The 18,441-nt window shown below is 36.0% G+C and carries 21 protein-coding genes; all 21 read right to left on the bottom strand.

All coding sequences use genetic code 11. From position 1 onward, the window contains the following. Positions 1–2: 2 nt before the first annotated feature. Positions 3–626: an acetyltransferase gene (locus tag MKY08_RS02945; protein ID WP_069510647.1), complete on the bottom strand. Its 624-nt coding sequence runs from the start codon at positions 624–626 to the stop codon at positions 3–5. Continuing rightward, a complete protein-coding gene (neuB, locus tag MKY08_RS02940; RefSeq protein WP_069510649.1) occupies positions 619–1,698 on the bottom strand; it encodes an N-acetylneuraminate synthase in 1,080 nt (359 codons plus the stop codon). Before neuB ends, MKY08_RS02945 begins: the two co-directional genes overlap by 8 nt. Then, entirely contained in the window at positions 1,695–2,822 is a 1,128-nt protein-coding gene (gene neuC, locus MKY08_RS02935) for a UDP-N-acetylglucosamine 2-epimerase (protein WP_069510651.1), read from the bottom strand. Before neuC ends, neuB begins: the two co-directional genes overlap by 4 nt. A gap of 2 nt (positions 2,823–2,824) precedes the next feature. Beyond that, positions 2,825–3,979, bottom strand: coding sequence for a LegC family aminotransferase (locus tag MKY08_RS02930; RefSeq protein WP_069510652.1), 1,155 nt, complete (start codon positions 3,977–3,979; stop codon positions 2,825–2,827). Beyond that, complete coding sequence (locus MKY08_RS02925; protein ID WP_069510654.1) at positions 3,976–4,977, bottom strand: NAD-dependent 4,6-dehydratase LegB; 1,002 nt, start codon at positions 4,975–4,977, stop codon at positions 3,976–3,978. The genes MKY08_RS02930 and MKY08_RS02925 overlap by 4 nt, the downstream gene beginning before the upstream one ends. Positions 4,978–5,067: 90 nt before the next feature. Next, entirely contained in the window at positions 5,068–5,412 is a 345-nt protein-coding gene (locus tag MKY08_RS02920) for a hypothetical protein (protein ID WP_069510656.1), read from the bottom strand. Positions 5,413–5,424: 12 nt separating this feature from the next. Next, entirely contained in the window at positions 5,425–7,113 is a 1,689-nt protein-coding gene (locus MKY08_RS02915) for a 6-hydroxymethylpterin diphosphokinase MptE-like protein (RefSeq protein ID WP_069510658.1), read from the bottom strand. A gap of 313 nt (positions 7,114–7,426) precedes the next feature. Continuing rightward, a complete protein-coding gene (locus tag MKY08_RS02910; RefSeq protein WP_069510660.1) occupies positions 7,427–8,257 on the bottom strand; it encodes a flagellin in 831 nt (276 codons plus the stop codon). Positions 8,258–8,462: 205 nt separating this feature from the next. Continuing rightward, positions 8,463–8,681 carry a carbon storage regulator CsrA gene (gene csrA, locus MKY08_RS02905; protein WP_069510662.1) on the bottom strand — a complete coding sequence of 73 codons (219 nt, stop codon included), beginning with the start codon at positions 8,679–8,681 and terminating at the stop codon, positions 8,463–8,465. Next, positions 8,681–9,124, bottom strand: coding sequence for a flagellar assembly protein FliW (gene fliW, locus MKY08_RS02900; protein ID WP_069510664.1), 444 nt, complete (start codon positions 9,122–9,124; stop codon positions 8,681–8,683). The genes csrA and fliW overlap by 1 nt, the downstream gene beginning before the upstream one ends. Before the next feature lie 17 nt (positions 9,125–9,141). Then, on the bottom strand, positions 9,142–9,705 hold the full coding sequence (locus MKY08_RS02895) for a DUF6470 family protein (RefSeq protein ID WP_069510666.1): 564 nt from the start codon (positions 9,703–9,705) through the stop codon (positions 9,142–9,144). 82 nt (positions 9,706–9,787) lie between these two features. Then, complete coding sequence (gene flgL, locus MKY08_RS02890; RefSeq protein WP_069510667.1) at positions 9,788–10,702, bottom strand: flagellar hook-associated protein FlgL; 915 nt, start codon at positions 10,700–10,702, stop codon at positions 9,788–9,790. A 40-nt stretch (positions 10,703–10,742) separates the two neighbouring features. Then, positions 10,743–12,290, bottom strand: coding sequence for a flagellar hook-associated protein FlgK (flgK, locus tag MKY08_RS02885; RefSeq protein ID WP_069510669.1), 1,548 nt, complete (start codon positions 12,288–12,290; stop codon positions 10,743–10,745). A gap of 34 nt (positions 12,291–12,324) precedes the next feature. Then, positions 12,325–12,825: a flagellar protein FlgN gene (locus MKY08_RS02880; protein ID WP_069510671.1), complete on the bottom strand. Its 501-nt coding sequence runs from the start codon at positions 12,823–12,825 to the stop codon at positions 12,325–12,327. Positions 12,826–12,852: 27 nt separating this feature from the next. Then, entirely contained in the window at positions 12,853–13,113 is a 261-nt protein-coding gene (gene flgM / locus MKY08_RS02875) for a flagellar biosynthesis anti-sigma factor FlgM (RefSeq protein ID WP_024362470.1), read from the bottom strand. 189 nt (positions 13,114–13,302) lie between these two features. Then, positions 13,303–13,716 (bottom strand): TIGR03826 family flagellar region protein, encoded by a 414-nt coding sequence (locus tag MKY08_RS02870; RefSeq protein WP_069510674.1) that lies wholly within the window; start codon positions 13,714–13,716, stop codon positions 13,303–13,305. An 85-nt stretch (positions 13,717–13,801) separates the two neighbouring features. Continuing rightward, positions 13,802–14,392 (bottom strand): phosphoribosyltransferase family protein, encoded by a 591-nt coding sequence (locus MKY08_RS02865; RefSeq protein ID WP_069510676.1) that lies wholly within the window; start codon positions 14,390–14,392, stop codon positions 13,802–13,804. Next, positions 14,385–15,752, bottom strand: a complete 1,368-nt coding sequence (locus MKY08_RS02860; protein WP_069510678.1) for a helicase-related protein — start codon at positions 15,750–15,752, stop codon at positions 14,385–14,387. The genes MKY08_RS02865 and MKY08_RS02860 overlap by 8 nt, the downstream gene beginning before the upstream one ends. 199 nt (positions 15,753–15,951) lie before the next feature. After that, a complete protein-coding gene (locus MKY08_RS02855) occupies positions 15,952–16,794 on the bottom strand; it encodes a DegV family protein (protein WP_069510680.1) in 843 nt (280 codons plus the stop codon). A gap of 213 nt (positions 16,795–17,007) precedes the next feature. Next, positions 17,008–17,556 (bottom strand): nuclear transport factor 2 family protein, encoded by a 549-nt coding sequence (locus MKY08_RS02850; RefSeq protein ID WP_024362465.1) that lies wholly within the window; start codon positions 17,554–17,556, stop codon positions 17,008–17,010. Positions 17,557–17,752: 196 nt separating this feature from the next. Beyond that, entirely contained in the window at positions 17,753–18,427 is a 675-nt protein-coding gene (locus tag MKY08_RS02845) for a response regulator transcription factor (protein ID WP_024362464.1), read from the bottom strand. Between the last annotated feature and the right edge of the window lie 14 nt (positions 18,428–18,441).

The following is an 18,441-nucleotide window of genomic DNA, read 5'->3' as shown; positions in this document are numbered from 1 at the left end:
AGTTACACTTCCTTTGCAGGTACACCCACTGCTTTTATGCCATTTGCAAAATTACTAACCACAACTGCCCCTGCACCAATTAAACAATTTGATCCTATATGAATGCCTTGGATAATTGTTGCACCTGTTCCGACGTGTGTTCCTTTTTCTATATGGACACTGCCTGATATTTTTGTGCCTGGCGCAATATGTATATGGGAACCTATTTGACAATCATGATCAATCAGCGCACCAGTATTTATAATACTATTATCGGCAACTGTTGTATTCGTTTGAATAATAGTACCAGCCATTATTTGAACACCTTGACCTAATTGAACGGAAGGAGCAATAATGGCTGAAGGATGGATGACAGATTTAAAATGATACGTTTTTTGCGTAAAAATATTGAAGATTTTTTCTCGTAATGGGGACGGTTTAATTGTCCCGATAGCGAGTATTAGTTCAATGTCAGATGGATTATAATCTTCTATTACCTTATCAGTTCCTAAATAAGGTAAATCAAAAGCATTCTCTTCTAGAGTAGGTGCAGTAAATCCAATAATCGTTTGCTTCTGTTCAAGTAAAATTTCCGTTAATACTGAGGCATGTCCCCCATTCCCAACCATAATAATCCCTTTATTCATCTATTAGTTCATCCTCTTCATATGATTTTGAAGCCATTTTACCAATGAGAGACCAGTAATTTGAAGGTTGAAGACCATCGCCAGGTCTTTTAACAGTCAAGTTGCTAATAGAGAATACTTCACCTGCTTGGATATTTTTTTTAGCAACTAAGCTCTTTCGTGCAGGAATACGATTTTGTAATTCTATAGATGTTGGTTTTTTTATGCCATCTCCTAATGCCTGTTCTACTTCTCTAATTCCTTTTATCATTGCCATTAGCTCATCAGGGTTTAAAGAGGCTATATGATCAGGTCCTTCTAACGTTTTATCTAATGTAAAATGCTTCTCTATTACGGTTGCTCCCATCCCTACTGCTACAAGCGGAATATTGATTCCTTCTGAATGGTCTGATAAGCCGATAGGTAATTGAAAGATTCTTCCCATTTCAATCATTGCTTTTAAATTAATGGAATCCATAGGCGCTGGATATTGTGTTGTGCAATGTAACAGCGTTACATATTTTTTCAATGCTGCTTTCGCCTCTTCTGTAACATAAAACTGATTCACACGCTCTATCGTAACGGGTTCATTAGATTTCGCCAAACCATAAGAAATAAAAGCTAATGCCTCATGTATTTCTTCGATAGTTGCCATTCCGGTAGATAAAATAATTGGCCTTTGTTTTGTTGCAATATAATGAATAAATGGAGCATTCGTTAATTCTCCTGATGGAATTTTAGCCGTTGCAATTGCAATTTTATCTAGCAAAAAATCGACACTTTCGAAGTCAAAAGGTGTCGATAGAAATTCTATTTGCTCTAATTCACAAAATGATTGCAATTCAATAAATTCCTCATAAGTTAATTCCAGCTTTTTCAACATAGTAAATTGAGAAGAAGCCTCACCTAAATTTTCAACTTGATATGCTGCTTGCTGTGCTTTCTTTGTAACTAGATTTTCAGCTTTAAAGGTTTGAAATTTTACCGCGTCTGCCCCTGCTTTTTTTGCAACCATCACAAGCTCTTTTGCCATTTCTAATGACCCATTATGATTGACACCTGCTTCAGCAATGATATATGTTTTATTTTTCATAGATCATAAAACCCCTTTTGAATAGAAAATGAAGGTAAACTACGTAATACTGATATTATTTTTTCAGATACTATTCCATCGCCAAATATATGTTCATACTTATCGCTAAACGTTCTTGCCTTTTCAATGGAAATAAGTATATTTTCAGCATCCATATTTGTATTAAATACTGAATTGGGATGCTCACGCCCTTCCTGACGACTTCCACAATTAACAGTAGGTGTTTCTAAATAAGGTACTTCAATTAATCCACTTGAAGAATTCCCAATGACAACATCAGCATTCTTCACTGCACTTAAATACTTTAACTGACCGAGTGAATCGAATATTTTCGCATTGCTGTGTTTTAAAGTAAATTGTTGAATTGCCTCATTAATAAACCTTCCACCATTATCAGCATTGGATTTCGTAAACACTAAATTAATATCAGGGTAATTTTCCAGTGTCTTTAACAATTCGTATACCCCATTATTATGACCATTCGTTTCAGGATGATAGGTTATTAAAAACATAGGTCGTTGCTCATCTAGTTGCAGTGTTTGAAATAGTTCCTGACGTGTCAGTAGAGTTGAATTTACAATATTTTCTATACCAAGAGCACCAACATTATAAACACGTTCTGGAGATTCACCTAATTGAATCACACGGTTGCGATGGGATTCTGTACTTGTAAAGTGCCATGTTGCCATTTTTGTAATGGAGTGACGAATAGCATCATCATAAGCACCAAATGTACATTCACCCCCATGTATATGAGCAATAGGTATTTGCATTATAAGAGCTGTTTGAGCTACTGCTAACATTTCAAATCGATCACCTAAAATGATGAGTAAATCTGGTTGTAAACGATTAAATGCGTCTGCAAAACTAATTGTAGCAAGTCCCATTGATTTCACAATGCTGGTTGGAGAATCAGCGGATAAAAGAATTTCTATCTTTTCATTGATGAAAAATCCATCATTTTCTATTTCTTTATAAGTGCTTCCAAACTCTGGAGATAAATGCATACCTGTAACAACCATTTGTAAATCAAATTCTTTATCTTCTTGAAGTTTTTTGGCAAGATTTGATAGTAACCCATATTCCGCTCTAGTACCAGTTACAATACAAATTTTACGTTTCATCATTATCCCTCACTTATTGGTGTGCTAGGAATATTGACAACACTTCTATTTAACTGGTCTGTCACACTTAAATCTGATTTTGGACAGTTTTGATAAATTGCTAAGTGATGCATTGGATTCCAAATAGGACGACTCATTACACCTTGCTCATTTAAAAAGTCCAACACTTCATCACGATTAAACTGCTCATCAAGTAGAATAGTTTGTAGCCAATAATTACTTCTAGTATTTGCAGGCTCTTTAAATAATTGGACACCCTCTATACCTGCTAACCATTGCTCATAGTTCTTTGTTAATTCACGTTTTTGTTGGATAAACAAGGTCATTTTTTCTAATTGCGCACAGCCTAAGGCTGCGTTTATATTCGGCATACGGTAATTAAATCCGATTTCATCGTGCTCATATGCCCAACGATGGGGTATTTTAGCAGTCGTTGTTAAATGTTTTGCATAATCAGCTAGTGCATCGTCATCTGTCACAATCGCACCGCCACCACCAGTTGTCATTATTTTATTGCCGTTAAAGCTCAATGCACTAACTTTTCCAAAGCTACCTGTGTGTTTTCCGTTATAATATGAACCTAACGACTCTGCTGCATCTTCCACAAGCGTCAAATTATACATTTCACATACTTTAAGTAAGCCCTCTATGTCTGCTGCATGGCCAAATGTATGCATCGGTACAAGTGCTGAAATACGTCTTCCTGTTTCTCTATTATAAAGCTGATTGTTTTGTAGTTTTCCAATTTGTTCTAAGTAGATTTTTAATTTATCTGCATCAACACCTAATGTATTAATGGAAACATCTATAAAATGGGGAACTGCACCTAAATATGACACAGCATTAGCTGTTGCAATAAATGTAAGTGAAGGCATTAACACTTCATCTTCCGCTTTTACACCTGCAACCTTTAATGCAATATGTAGCGCAGCTGTACCATTTACAACAGCAACTGCACGTTTAACACCGACAAATTTTGCTAAATCCTCCTCAAACCGATTTACATAGGCTCCAACTGAGGATACCCAGCCTGTTTTGACACAATCTGTCACATATTCTACTTCTTTATCATTGAATGTAGGCTCATGTAAAGGCACAAATTCTTTTCCATAAAATCTCTTTACATTATCTGCAAATTCCAACCATTGATTATTCATATATTATAAACATCTGCCTTATATTGAGATAAATTTTTAGGATTTGTAAACCATTCTATCGTTTCTTCAAGACCTCGTCGGAAACCTTCCTTGCCACCAAATTGCGGTTCCCATCCAAGTAGTTCCTTTGCCTTTTTGTTCTCAGCCCAAAGACGTTCAACTTCACTTTTTTCAGGACGTAAACGTTGTTCATCCGTTTCAATCGTTAAATCTACACCCATAATATCTGCAATCATTTGTGCAGTTTCACCAATAGAAACCTCATAATTTGATCCGATATTAATGACTTCACCAATTGAACTAGTAGCATTCATAACAGATATAAAACCGTTAACAGTATCCTTTACATAGTTAAAATCGCGTGTAGGGCTTATAGCTCCAAGCTTAATATTTGTTTTGCCACTTGCTAGCTGACTGATGATGGTCGGTATAACGGCGCGAGCAGATTGGCGTGGTCCATATGTATTAAACGGACGAATAATTGATACAGGTGTGTCAAATGAGCGATAAAATGACAAAGCCATTTGATCAGCACCTATTTTTGAAGCAGAATAGGGTGATTGTCCTTGTAATGGATGTTCTTCATCAATTGGTACATACAACGCTGTTCCATATACTTCACTTGTAGAAGTGTGAACTACCTTTTCTACACCTAATTCTTTCGCAGCTTGTACAACATTTAAAGTCCCTGTCACATTTGTATCAACATAAGTTGCTGGAGAATGATAGGAATATGGAATTGCAATTAAAGCTGCTAAATTAAGGACATGCGTGCACCCCTTCATCGCTTCTTTTACACCATAAGGATCACGAATATCTCCTGAAAATACATCCAATGATGATTTAATTTCGGCCGAAGACTGATCTAACCAGCCCCATGAATTAAAAGAATTATAATAAACAAATGCACGAACATCATAACCTTGTCGTACTAATGTTTCTGTTAAATGCGAGCCTATGAAGCCATCCGCTCCGGTCACTAAGATTTTACTTTTCATGTTCCATACACCTTTTTATGTTTTTTCATTTCGTTTTTGTAAAGATTTATGTCTAATTTACAAGACTTATAATTTATAATAGCGCCGTACTTACTTACGATATTCAATAATATTTAATTTTTCAAAGTATGGACCTATTTCATATTCAAATAAATCTGCCACTAATAAAAAGTCTTTTATTTCTAAGCCTTCATTTAATTCTATATATGTGCGCTTTAGTACATTTTCATCTAAATTTGAATCATAGCCATTTGCCATTAAATGAGCATTTACTTGACTTAACCATTGTATTCCTTCACTAAATTCCAATATTAGAGATAGTGCATCTCCAATATTATCATCTCTTAAATTTTCAATAATTTGGTTTATGCCATTTGGAATTCTATCTAAATATTCATTGTAACTAATAATAATATCTTCAATTAAATTGCTCATTTATTTCCCTCACTATTGGTTTATTTTTTCTAACAATATATTAGCATAGTCAATAATATTATCTACCGCTTTATTCATTTCTCTATAAAGAGTTAGGCTTTGCAGTTTGACTCTCTTATAAGAATCTTCTGCACTTTCATTAGCTTCCGGCTTAAAGTTTTTAAGGACAGAAATTTTTATAGGATCTAAACTTAATGTTAAGGCTGTTTTTTTAGCCAAATCTTCAAATTCATTATCATTTTCATCTAATTTTTTCAAAATTGATTTAGAAAAAGCAATTTTCGAAGTATTTTTTAGAATTAGTTTTTCATTTGCTTCTAATAATTTTTTTAACGTTTTATATGCTTCTATCTCATCTTGTATTTGCTTTTTTAGCAGTAGTATTTTATCTTCGTTATTTTCTTTTTTTATTGATGTTGAAACAGCAACTACTTCATTACAATACTTTTCACAAAATTCTTTAAATGAAAATTGACTAAAACCTTTAATTTTCGCTCCACCTTCAGTACTATTAAAAACTCTATCTTTATCCTCAGACACAGAGATAATGCGTTCAAAAGTTTCTTTCATACCTAGGAAAGGATAATCTGTTAATACTTTGCCACCATTATATCCATCTACAAGAATTCCACCCGTATTGAGCATTTCTTCTCTATTAATTTCCTGCACCCTTACATTATTGTCGGCATGAGTTTTATTATTTGTATAAGCTAAATCTTGACCAATTAAGGTGATGGGGCCACTTGTTAAATATAATGCTAGCGTTAAGGCATAATGGGCACAGGAGCCTCCTCCTGCCAAAATAATAGACTCTTGGTTAGTTATTTTACTTAAGTGTTCTTGCAAAGTTCGGTCTGTTGGAGATAGAGCAAAAAAGCATTCGGTATCAAAACATTCTCTTATTTTTGGGAAACTTGACATTGTATAAACAAAACTTGTATTTTTAAATGTTATTTTTTTATAATGCTCATAGTTTATCGCTGCACCGTCAATGGAAATAACATAATCTGGTTCAATTCCCTCGCTGACTAAAGAATTAATGGTAGATCCTGCTGCTATCAAAACTATATTTTTTCTATATGTTTTTAATGTAGCTAATTGTTTTGAAAGCGATGGTCCACCAGAAGCAACGACAACAGGACAACTATATTTATCTTTTAATTTTAAAATGGAGCTGTCTTGTACTGCATATTCTAAATTCATAATATAATTTTTTTGCCACTGCTCTCCATAATACATAATTGTATTTTCATTCACTTTAGCTACTGTTAAATTATCTTTCAGTAATTTTAAAAAGTCTTTATAAAATTGAGGGAATACTTTGTCATAATTTGGTGAACAAATAATATGGAATTTATCAACTATTGAAATCGCACTATATAATGGTTGCTTTAAGTCCTCTATATTTTGGATATTTGATAGAACAATTACATTATCGTGCTCAAGCTCCACATCAAATAACGGTTCAATAATTACTAATTTATCGTCGCCTTCCATCTTTTCTAAAAAAGATTGCACAATATAGCCTAAACCATAGCCAAAAATCACATGAACATATCCTGGTTTATAATTTTTTTCTATAATTTTTTCGCTTTCTTTTAAAGGATTAAACTTGCTATGTAATAAATACCCATTAACTTTTAAAGTATCTAAGCCTGAGCTTGTAGAAATCGTTTCAACTTTATAATCTTCTAAAATCATGGATTTCACCTCTATACACTATATCGACAAAAGAAATCAATTTTAAAGAAAAACAATGTTATCTACACTCTCGCCTTCAAAAATTTAATTTTTCTGCACACTTATATTTTCTCAAGAAAATATTAAAAATACTCATTACTTTATGTTCAAAAGCTAACTTCGACTCTCCTATACTCTTGCGTTAATGGTTACTATTTACTAGTGATAGTCTTATTCTAATGTCTAACTTTGATGTCTAGCCCCTCCTCAAGTTCAAGTAAATGCCAAAATAAAAAAACCCGTGTTTCAAAGAAACACGGGTTTACTGTATCAATTATTGTAATAATTGAAGAACGCCTTGTGGTTGTTGGTTAGCTTGAGCTAACATAGATTGTGCAGCTTGAGTTAAGATATTGTTCTTAGTGAACGCCATCATTTCTGCAGCCATATCTGTATCACGAATACGAGATTCAGCAGCTGTTAAATTTTCAGAAGCAGCACCTAAGTTGTTGATTGTGTGCTCTAAACGGTTTTGAACAGCACCTAATGCAGAACGTTGAGTAGAAACTTTTTTGATTGCGTCATCAATTGTGTTGATTGCATAACTTGCTTTAGAACCAGTAGAAACTGATGCATTTGTTAAGCTTGTAGATAAAGATTTAACTTGCATGTTTCCAATTTGTAATTTCATAGTTTGGCCTTCGTTAGCACCAATTTGGAATGTTAAAGAGTTAGTACCACCAGAGAATTTACCGCTTAATAGTTTCTTTTCGTTGAACTCTGTAGTGTTAGCAATACGATCGATTTCGTCTTTTAATTGTTTAACTTCATCTTGTAAGAACGCACGGTCAGTGTTTTCGTTTGTATCGTTACGAGATTGTACTGCTAATTCACGCATACGTTGTAGAATTGCGTGTGTTTCGTTAAGAGCACCCTCAGCAGTTTGGATTAAAGAGATAGAGTCTTGAGAGTTTTTTGAAGCCATGTCAAGACCTTTGATTTGAGCGCGCATTTTTTCAGAGATTGCTAAACCAGCAGCGTCATCACCAGCACGGTTGATTTTGTAACCTGAAGATAATTTCTCAAGGTTTTTAGCTGATTGAGAGTTGTTGAAAGCTAAGTTACGGTGTGTGTTTAATGCTGAAATGTTGTGTTGAATTCTCATTTGGAATTCCTCCTTGAATGTTTGTTTTTTGTTATCCCACATCCGTGTGGAATATTGTCGGTTTAGGTAGTATGTATGTACTTCCCGCGCCTTACAATCTATATATCGTATCTAGTTGGAAATGTTTAATAGTTTTTACGAAAGTTTTTTTATTTTTTTATGTAATAAATTATAAGATTGGGTTTCTTATAGAATAGAAGGTTTTTTATTTTTTCTTTAGTTGTTCCAAAAAACTAGATGAAGCAGTTAGAGCTTCTTTGTTTTGAGCTTGAATGGCTTCAAAAACTTCAGAACGATGTACCTTAACTGTTTTAGGTGCAACGATACCTAACTTTATTTGTTCACCTTCAACTGCTAAAATCTTTATTTCAATTTGGTCGCCAATCATAATGGATTCATCTTTTTTACGTGAAAGTACTAGCATTATTTAGCACTTCCTTCCAATGCTTGCAGTGGATAACGTAATGGATAAGATTTATTATCTTGCAGAACTATTTGCTTACCACATTTTCCTTTTAAATTAATCACTAATGGAGCAAGTAAATTAATAGTAGAATCCTTTAATGTTTCCTTCATTGTGACAACAGCATAAGTTAGAACGTCTTGTTCATTTTCAATTTGTAGTTGTTCAATATCCTCTTCACTTAAATCAAAGCTATAGTCTTTTTTAAAAGCGAATGGATATGCAACAACAAAGCCTATTTCTTTATGTTCAACTGATTGCAACAATACTAATGGATGTTCTTCTGAGATAGGTATTAGTATAAATTTCTTATAGTCTTCTAATCCGAGCAACCCTTGTTTAAAAGTGAGTATGTCTTGCTCATCAATTTCCACTTCGCCTAAAAATTTTGTAGTAATTATCATTATTTCCACGCACTCCTTTAAATGATGACATCAATGTCAACATCTGGTCTTTGTATCATTGTACCAGTTACTTTCCCTGGTGTGTATTCATGGATTGGTTTATTCACTTGTGCGTCAATTATTGGTTCTCTACGTTGGATATTGATGTCGGTTATGCCTGGTGTATAGTTAATTTTAACAGAGCCAATTGAAGGTACAAATTTTATATTAAATTGCACACGGTGGGGTCCATGATTTTGTTTGGCGATATTTTGGATGGTTGCTCTACCTTGATCTTTACCTGCACTCTCCATCATTTGTCGCCCTTCTCTTGCTCTACGTGCCATTCCCTTCAATGCTTCTTGTTTGCCCTTTTGTGCATAATTAGCAATTGATTCTAATGGTCCAATTAGTCCTAGGTCACGTCTTGCTTGAGACGAATCAATTTTCAATACACTGCGTGTTGTATGAATCTCAAGTGTTGCAGCTGGCTGTTCAATATGCTGGGTAGCTCTTGGCTGTTTAATATATTGTTGTGGCTTAGCAATATTAAGATCAATTTGTGCGTCAGTTGTACGGATTTGGATTTGTGGGAGTTTCATCTATGTCTCTCCTTTCAAGAAAAGCGTCTGAACAAAATGTTCAAACGCTTAGATTTTATAGCGAAAAACTAATGCTAATATATTATCTAATAAAATCGACTAAAGTTTGCTGAATAATTTTAGAGCCAACAGACAATGATGCCTGATGAATTGATTCTGATGTTACCATTTGTGTAATAGCTTTTGCATAATCGACATCTTCGTTATTCGATAATTGCTTTGTCACGCTAACTTCACGAATTGATAAGCGATTTTCCATTAATTCTACGCGATTTTGGCGTGCCCCCACATCGGCTTGTGCTTCGAGAATTTTACTATGCATCATTGTAATATCATCATTTGTACTTGTGCCAGTCAAGCCACCTAATGTTGAACTTATTTCATCCGCTGTAGCGAGTGGAACTCTATTTGGATCTAACAGTCCAGAAATTTCTCCCATCATGTCATCAACACTTTTAAATAAATCTTTGCCAGCAGTATTTACGGTCATTTGAATGCCATCATATACTTCAATTTTCACATCTTCCGTATTGACGTTCGCTGTGTTAATTGCCCCATTTAAAAATAGTGGTTGGCCTGTCTTTGTACCGCTAAAGATATAACGATCACCCACTTTAGTGTTACCAATATCTTGAATTTGGTTGCGAATTTGATCAATTTCAGCTTTAATTTTTGCTCTTTCATCAGCTGAATTTGTATCGTTCGCTGCTTGAATAACAAGCTCTCGTACTCGCTTCATCTGTTCGCCTACTTGATTTAATGACTCATCAGATGTATCTAGCCAGTTATTTACTTCATTCATATTTCGCGAATATTGTTCAACTTGTCCTAAATCACGTCGATAGCCCATACCTTTTACTGCTACAACAGGGTCATCCGATGGTCTTGTAATTTTAGAGCCTGAGTTTATTTGATTTTGTAGCTTCGACAGTTTTCCATAGTTATTATTTAAGTTCAGAAGCATGTTATTCGATAACATAGATTGTGTTACGCGCATGTTTGTAAAAGCTCCTTTCTTTTTGTCAAACTAGATTCGTTTAGATTCCTACACGACCCATGCCGTTAATAATTTTGTCTAATGTTTCATCAACGACAGTAATCATTCGAGCATTGGCGTTATACGCTTGTTGGAATGTAATCATATTGGTCATTTCTTCATCCAGCGATACGGAAGTAATTGCAGCACGATTATTACCGATTGTCACAAGCAATGTTTCAGAAGTTCCGTTTAAACGTGCTGCTTCTTCTCCATCAACACCTAGCTTCCCAATAATTCCTTGATAGAATGACTTAAATGTTGCGCCATCTAAATTCGCTTGAACCTTTGACTGGATATTCGACAGTTCAAGTGCCCATTTGCCGTTCCCTTCTTCATTTGCTCCTGTAGAAGCTGCCAATTTCGATGAATCTTTAATAAGCGCATCATTTACTTTAATATTGCCTGCTGACAATGGTTTTGTATTATCAATCGGTTCAAAGAAATCGAGTGTGCTTTGAGCACCAGTGAAATCGAATCCTTGCTTATGCATTGCATTAAAGACATTGGCAAATTCCGAAGCCAATTTGTCAATGTTAGCCATCGTTTCAGGATAATAGCCTTTAGGACCTGTTGCACTTTCATAACCGTATGAATCAATTACAGATAGTAATTTACCTTTGCCAGGCTCTAACTGGTCATATGTAATCGTTCCTGAATCTGTTGTACCTGTGCCGTTTACTTTAATGTTTGTAAAAAGATTCGCTAAATTTGTACCATCAATTTGTGTAGTACCACTGTTGACTTCAATATTCGCAGCATCTTTACCATTAACTAATTTAATTTCTGTATTTGTGCCATATGGCTTAAAAATAACCGTCACACTACCTTCAGCTACACTAGAAGCAAGCCCTCCTGAAGGAACACGTTCAACTGAAACTGGGATGTAACTATTTAATTCATCGATTAACACATCGCGTGCATCATATAAATCATTCGGTACATGACCATTTGGTTCAACCTCTTGCACTTGCTTATTAATGGAAGCAATTTGCTTTAGTAATGAGTTGATGCGATTTGTCGACACACTAATTTCGTTACCTATGTTGCCTTGAATCGTCTTTAGTTGCGTATCCATATAGTTAAAGGATTGAGCTAAGTGATTGGCACGCTCAATTGCCACTTTACGTGATGCCGCGTTTTCTGGAGCTGTACTTACATCTTGTAGACCTTTCCAAAACTGTTCCAATGCTGCGTTCAAACCAAATTTAGATGGTTCATCCATAATATCTTCCATTTGAGAAATAGCATTTGAACGTGATTCCCAGTAACCTAATTTATTCGTTTCTTGACGGAATTGTCGATCGATAAACTCGTCGCGAATGCGTTGAATGGAACCAGTTTCTACCCCTGTTCCCATATGGCCAGGGTAATTTGGTGTATTTAAACCTGCTGTTGGAAACCCTGGTGTAGCTTGCATGTTTACTCGTTGACGTGAGTAGCCAAGTGTATTGGCATTCGAAATATTATGACCTGTTGTATAGAGAGCTGATTGCTGTGTAAATAAACCGCTTCTACTTGTTTCTAAGCCCATAAATGTTGAGCGCATTCTTGTTCCTCCCTTTAATAACGTTTTAATAAAATTATGCTTGAGAATCGAAGTACGATTTTTTTGCCATTGTATTCGTACCGCGCACTTCACGCCCCGAATAATTCATTTGCTCAGGACGCGGACGTAGCGCATCTAATGTCAGATTGACGAATTGCAATGATTGAAATACTAATTTTTGATTGAGTTCATTTTGTTTGCGTAAATCATTAATAATTGACATGAGTCGATTGCGAACAGCTGATAGTGTGTCTTTTTCAGCATCTTGTTCAGCAGCTTCGATGACATCAGCGACAGTCATTTTGTCAGTGGACGCAACTCCCTTTGCTCCTAGGTATTGTGTTACCTGTATCTGACGCTGTTGCTCGAGCTTATCGATAGCCGCTACATGCGCCTGCTCATCCTTGAGCATTTGGTCAAGTGCTTTCATATCGCCAGTTTTTATGATTTCTGTTTTTTTATAAGCTAGTTCGAGCAAGCTTTTATGCATTCTTTCTAGCTTTGTTAATGTAGAACAAATCGTCTCTACAGACATTTTGCTAAACACCCTTTCTGTTATTTCCTAGAAACGATAGTATTTCAGCATATCTTCAGCAACTTTACGCGCATTGACCTTATATTCTCCAGAATCAATATCTGCCTTTAACTGTTGCACACGCTCTGCACGTTCTGCACTGTAAGTAGTAACACCTTGCATGTTCTGAGCGGCTTTTGAAATTTCAATTTTGTCAGCAAATGACGCTTTATTTGTATCAGATTTCACATTGCGTACTTGATTTTTATAGGCATTTACTGCATTAACACCATAAGATGTGATTTTCATGTTCATCCCCCTATCTTAAAAGCTTATCTTACTATTATTTCGGATTGTCTCCAACAATGTTAAGTTTTCAAATATAAAAAAGTGTGCTAATTTTGTTTAAAATTAACACACTTTCGCTTATCAACCATCTTGTAAGGTGTAAAATTTATCTTTATTGCGCATTTCACGAAAATTGACGTGATGTCAACATTATTTTTTGCGGTCAGCATGATAAGTTACTTTATCACGTTGTTCCACACTTTCACGAAACTCCTTCGCTGCCTCAAATGTGCGAAGTTCTGCCTTTAATTCATCTTGGCATTTTGTACATAATTTTCCCGTTGTCGTTAAATGGCCGCAGTTATCACATGGATAGCCTAAGTTTGGAAACATTGCAGGCTGTAAACGACCTTTGCGCACCCATTTATATAATAAATCTTCTTCAGCACCAGTTGCTTCAACAATTCGTTCTACTGTCGCAGCGCGATTTTCACGCTTGCGTAAAAATCGATAAACAATTTGATATAATTCCTCTTCAGATTGTGCACATTTATGACATACTTCTCTGACCCCTGTATAATTAAAAAATTCATTACACTTTGGGCAATTTCGAACCTCAGCCATCTTTTCTTCCTCCTCTTGCCATGATCACTATCTAATTGTACGAATCCTAAATTCGTAATCTATTATACATGATGTTTTAGCATTTTCATCCATTAATTAAAGTGAAGGTTCGAACATTTCGGGCCCCTGCTTCTAGTAAAACTTGTTTGGCATGCCGTAGTGTTGTCCCTGTAGTTTTAATATCGTCAAAAAGAAGGTAATCTTTACGCTTAACTTGGGCTTCTGGTATTAGACGAAAAAGCGGCGCTGATTGTATACGCTGCTCTCTATTTTTTGAACTTTGTGTTTCTACTGTTACTTTTTCTAGAAGTTGAGTAAAGGAGATATTAGCTGCTTTTAGAAGCTCCTCCGTATGGGAAAAGGTACGTTCTTTTTGCTTCATAGGATGCATAGGAATGGGTATAATTATCGCCTTTTCCTGTTTAAAGTGTGCATGTAACTCCTGTCGAAATACTTTAGCAAGTGCAACATCTTGTAGAAATTTATATTGATGTAAAAATGCTTTCATTGCATCATTATATTGATAAAGTGCCGTTGCTGAAGTAGAACGTGCAAATTGCGCTTTACACTTTTCACAAATACATGGTGGAAAGCATCTTAATAAAAGTGTTTGCCAAGAAGGTGCAAAGTGTAATGGCTGTGCACATAATAAACAAAACTTATCTATTTTATTCATTGTTTGAACCCTCTTTATTGTTAGCTAAAATCTTCTGTCGAGCTTCATCCATTGCCAAAGTCACTCCATGATGAAATAAAACAACTTCCCCATTCGTATAAGAGGCATGCCTTCCTACACGTCCCGCAATTTGAATAAGTGCGCTCGCTGTAAAGATTGTTGACTCTGCTCCAACAACAGCAACTTGTACATTTTTTATCGTAATACCTCGTTCTAAAATGGTTGTCGTTAGTAATCCAGGAATTTTTCCATCGCGTAACTGTAGTACTTTTTGTTTTCTCTCTGGATCTTTAGCATGTACTGCTAATATATTTGCATGTATCCTCTGAAACAGTGGTGTAGCTAGATTTAGCAGTTCTACTGTCGGGAAAAATATAAGAAATGGCTCATTTTTCGCAAGTCGTTCTTCAGTCCATGCTTTGAGTTTTCGAGGAAGTTTCCCTCGCTTTATATTTTTTTCATAGCCCCATAGCGAACAAAAATATGGCACGGGCAATGGCTTGTGATGGTATCGATTTGGGATAAAAGAATAACTGTTTTTATATTGATTAATTAATGATTGAGAAGGTGTAGCTGTAATAAAGTATATTGGTGCATCAATTGTTTTAGCTTTTTGCACTGCTCTTTCTAATGTTGCATCATATGCATAAGGAAATGCATCCGCTTCATCAACAATCATGACATCAAACGCCCGTTCGAAACGATACAGTTGATGAGTCGTTGCTAGAATTAGCTGTGCATAACCATGCTGCTTTGGCGCCCCACTATAGTACGCATGGACAATAGTTTGTGGAAAAGCTTTTTGAAAGCGCGGGAATAACTCCAATACTACATCTGTACGCGGTGCGGCAATGCACACTCGTAACCCTTTTTCTAACGCATAATGTACAGACTGAAAGAGCAACTCTGTCTTACCAGCTCCACATACTGCATTCAACAAATGGGATTTTCCTGCTATTACACTTTCTAGTAGTTCATCGGCTGCTCGTTGTTGTTGTGCTGTCAATTGCCCTGTCCATTGAAGGGGATGCTGCTTGATTCGACATGCCTTCGGTCCTTTCCATATAAGCAATGGTGTGCAACTGCTCACTCTGCCCATCTTCAGGCAATGCCTGCAATAAACGCACCGTTGTAGACATTTCGAGCAATCATACCCAGTAAATTCATGTGGATTGTCATTATAGCAACGATTACATCTTAATCGTGGTGTTTTTTGAATACCTTCTATTATAAAAAAGTATTTTCTATTAATAGCCTGCTCCATATCATCTTTAGCAAACGGTGTATGCTCCTTTAACCAAATTCGTCCCTCATGAAAGTCTCGTAATGCGGGAGGCAACAGCCATCCATTATAGTTCATGTATCTTGCTCCTTTCTCTTTATCATGTTGGTTTTACTTGTGGTTCTGCTTAATTACTGGCGTTTCTACCGATTTTAGTGACGATTCGCATGATTTTAATGGCGACCCTTCATAATTTAGTGGCGATTCTCCCTCTGCGCTCTGCGCCTATCAAGCAAATAAAAAAGCCCCTACAACAAGTTGTAGAGACTTTTACCTATTATTTTTTTGTCCAGCCAAGACCCATTGCACCTTCACCTAAGTGTGTGCCAATAACAGGTCCAAAATAGCTTAATTTAAAGTTTACGTTCGGGTAAGTCGTAGCAAGTTGTGCCAACCATTCCTCGGCTTCTTTTTGGCAATTACCGTGAATAACTACAGCATCCATCTTGTCATACTTGTTTGCATCTTCAGCCAATAACTCTTCTGCCCGCTTTAGTGCTTTCTTACGTGTACGTATTTTTTCAAACGGTACAATGACCTTGTCCACAAAATGTAAGACAGGCTTTACTTGTAATAAGCCCCCGATTAATGCAGCTGCTGAAGACAAACGCCCTCCCCGTTGTAAGTGTGCTAAGTCATCTACAATGAAGTAAGCACGAATATACTGCTGCATGTCCGCTAATGCTGCTAGTATTTCTTGTGCTGAACAACCTTCCGCAGCCATTTCAGCCGCGCGTAGCACATAAAATCCTTGAACAGCGCAAGAAATCTCGCTGTCAAATGGGTACACATCAATACCTTTCACCATTTCTCCTGCTTGGACCGCACCTTGATATGTACCACTTATACCACTCGATAAATGAATGGAAATTACTTCGTCATAATCATTTGCCAACTCTTCAAAGAGTGAGGCAAACTCACCAATGGGTGGTTGAGTTGTTTTGGGGAATTCTTTTGCACCCCGTACTTTATCATAAAACTCAGATGCAGTAATATCTACTTCCTCTGCGAATAACTCACCTGAAATGTTTACACTTAACGGAATCATACGAATGTTTAAGCGCGCGCGTTCTTCTGGCGTAAGGTATGCAGTACTGTCTGTTACGATTGCCGTCCTCATTCATTTCCACTCTCCTATGTTCCAAGTTTACCTCAAAAAGAAATGAATGTGAATTGAATTACGAAATCTCGTAATGACGTCAGGAATTGACTTTTTCACTACAAGTTCAGTCCGTAACATACACTAGATTTCAACTTTACTTTGCCATAAGGCTCAAATCTAGCGTTCATTTCACATTCATCTTCTATGTATAGTAAAGGGAAAAATTTCCCCTTATTGATTGCCCGTGCTAGATTTAGTATCATCTCCAATATAAAAGACGCTCGTTACCTTCCACTTTCCATCTTCTTTGACAAATACCGTTACTTGGCGTCCAGCGCTTTCATGTTCGACGTTTGTTTGCACTTGAAGAGAGTGCGTTGTCATATTGGCAAATACTTGCGCTTCATCCTCATTATACTTTGCAATGGTCACATTTGTTACATCACGTTTCGTATCAAATTGAGCAAATACTTCATCTGCGAATACTTTCTCTTCATCATAATTAAACCCTTTTGGATCCTTAGATATCGTGTCCATATAACGATCAATTTCTTCATCATTAAATGCGGCAATATATTCATCAAACGCCGCTAAAATTGCTTTTTCCTCATCAGCCGGCACATTTGAAGCTTTTTTAACCTCTTCACCCATCATTTCAAAGCCTACCGTACCGTCTTCAATTACCTTTTCACGCTCTTTTGCCGTTAAATCTTCATCTTTATTGCCACAGGCAGTTAACACTAATAAGGTTAAAACTGCTAGAATACTTTTCTTTAACATCATAAAACCTCCCGCGCAATATTGTAGCATATAAATGCTTAAGTAGGAATTTTGTTGCGCATTTTCAACTTTTAGGTGCTTATTTCATTAAAAGACGTCTTTCCAATAAAAATGTTGCATAATAAAAAAACTGTCTTAAAAACTACTTTATCTTTTAAAGTAGCTTTTAAAAACAGCCTTCATTACTACTATGCAATTATCGTACTTCAACCCAACCATTTTTAATAGCTGTTACAACAGCTTGTGTACGGTCGTTTACGTTCATTTTTTGTAAAATGCTTGAAACGTGGTTTTTTACCGTTTTTTCTGAAATAAACAGTGTCTCACCAATAGTACGGTTAGATTGTCCATCTGTTAGTAATTGTAAAACTTCGCATTCACGTTTTGTTAATAAATGGAATGGACGGCGAATTTCTGTTTGATGGAAGTTGCCTTTGTTTTCATGCTCAGACAGGCGACGGAATTCTGCTACTAAATTTTTAGTTACTTTAGGATGTAAGTAAGAGCCGCCATTTGCCACTACTTTAATCGCTTCCACGATTTCGTCTGCATCCATCTCTTTTAGCATATAGCCAAGAGCGCCTGATTTTAGTGCATGAGTTACGTATGTTTCATCATCGTGAATGGATAACATGATGACTTTAGCATCTGGAAATTCTGTAATTAAATCTGCTGTTGCCTCTACACCATTTTTCCCCGGCATATTTATATCCATTAAAACAACATCTGGTTGATTTTCCGCATATAAATTTACTACATCTGTGCCATCGTCACCTTCTGCAATTACATCAAACGTATCCTCAAAATCTAAGATACGTTTCACTCCTTCTCGGAATAGTTGGTGATCGTCTACAATAATAATCTTCGTCATTAGTCTTTACCCCC

It is taken from the genome of Lysinibacillus sp. FSL M8-0337, assembly GCF_038593855.1.
GTDB classification, from domain to species: domain Bacteria; phylum Bacillota; class Bacilli; order Bacillales_A; family Planococcaceae; genus Lysinibacillus; species Lysinibacillus sphaericus_D.
This window is presented reverse-complemented; position numbering and strand designations above follow the sequence as displayed.

Excerpts from the sequence above, each read along its gene's own strand:
- MKY08_RS02865 (WP_069510676.1), bottom strand. The coding sequence starts at position 14,392 with ATGAATAAAATAGATAAGTTTTGTTTATTATGTGCACAGCCATTACAC.
- MKY08_RS02930 (WP_069510652.1), bottom strand. The coding sequence starts at position 3,979 with ATGAATAATCAATGGTTGGAATTTGCAGATAATGTAAAGAGATTTTAT.
- fliW (WP_069510664.1), bottom strand. The coding sequence starts at position 9,124 with ATGATAATTACTACAAAATTTTTAGGCGAAGTGGAAATTGATGAGCAA.
- csrA (WP_069510662.1), bottom strand. The coding sequence starts at position 8,681 with ATGCTAGTACTTTCACGTAAAAAAGATGAATCCATTATGATTGGCGAC.
- MKY08_RS02860 (WP_069510678.1), bottom strand. The coding sequence starts at position 15,752 with ATGAACTATAATGGATGGCTGTTGCCTCCCGCATTACGAGACTTTCAT.
- neuB (WP_069510649.1), bottom strand. The coding sequence starts at position 1,698 with ATGAAAAATAAAACATATATCATTGCTGAAGCAGGTGTCAATCATAAT.
- MKY08_RS02880 (WP_069510671.1), bottom strand. The coding sequence starts at position 12,825 with ATGTCTGTAGAGACGATTTGTTCTACATTAACAAAGCTAGAAAGAATG.
- MKY08_RS02915 (WP_069510658.1), bottom strand. The coding sequence starts at position 7,113 with ATGATTTTAGAAGATTATAAAGTTGAAACGATTTCTACAAGCTCAGGC.
- MKY08_RS02855 (WP_069510680.1), bottom strand. The coding sequence starts at position 16,794 with ATGAGGACGGCAATCGTAACAGACAGTACTGCATACCTTACGCCAGAA.
- MKY08_RS02895 (WP_069510666.1), bottom strand. The coding sequence starts at position 9,705 with ATGAAACTCCCACAAATCCAAATCCGTACAACTGACGCACAAATTGAT.
- MKY08_RS02945 (WP_069510647.1), bottom strand. The coding sequence starts at position 626 with ATGAATAAAGGGATTATTATGGTTGGGAATGGGGGACATGCCTCAGTA.
- flgL (WP_069510667.1), bottom strand. The coding sequence starts at position 10,702 with ATGCGCGTAACACAATCTATGTTATCGAATAACATGCTTCTGAACTTA.
- MKY08_RS02850 (WP_024362465.1), bottom strand. The coding sequence starts at position 17,556 with ATGTTAAAGAAAAGTATTCTAGCAGTTTTAACCTTATTAGTGTTAACT.
- MKY08_RS02910 (WP_069510660.1), bottom strand. The coding sequence starts at position 8,257 with ATGAGAATTCAACACAACATTTCAGCATTAAACACACACCGTAACTTA.
- flgK (WP_069510669.1), bottom strand. The coding sequence starts at position 12,290 with ATGCGCTCAACATTTATGGGCTTAGAAACAAGTAGAAGCGGTTTATTT.
- neuC (WP_069510651.1), bottom strand. The coding sequence starts at position 2,822 with ATGAAACGTAAAATTTGTATTGTAACTGGTACTAGAGCGGAATATGGG.
- MKY08_RS02870 (WP_069510674.1), bottom strand. The coding sequence starts at position 13,716 with ATGGCTGAGGTTCGAAATTGCCCAAAGTGTAATGAATTTTTTAATTAT.
- MKY08_RS02845 (WP_024362464.1), bottom strand. The coding sequence starts at position 18,427 with ATGACGAAGATTATTATTGTAGACGATCACCAACTATTCCGAGAAGGA.
- MKY08_RS02925 (WP_069510654.1), bottom strand. The coding sequence starts at position 4,977 with ATGAAAAGTAAAATCTTAGTGACCGGAGCGGATGGCTTCATAGGCTCG.
- MKY08_RS02920 (WP_069510656.1), bottom strand. The coding sequence starts at position 5,412 with ATGAGCAATTTAATTGAAGATATTATTATTAGTTACAATGAATATTTA.
- flgM (WP_024362470.1), bottom strand. The coding sequence starts at position 13,113 with ATGAAAATCACATCTTATGGTGTTAATGCAGTAAATGCCTATAAAAAT.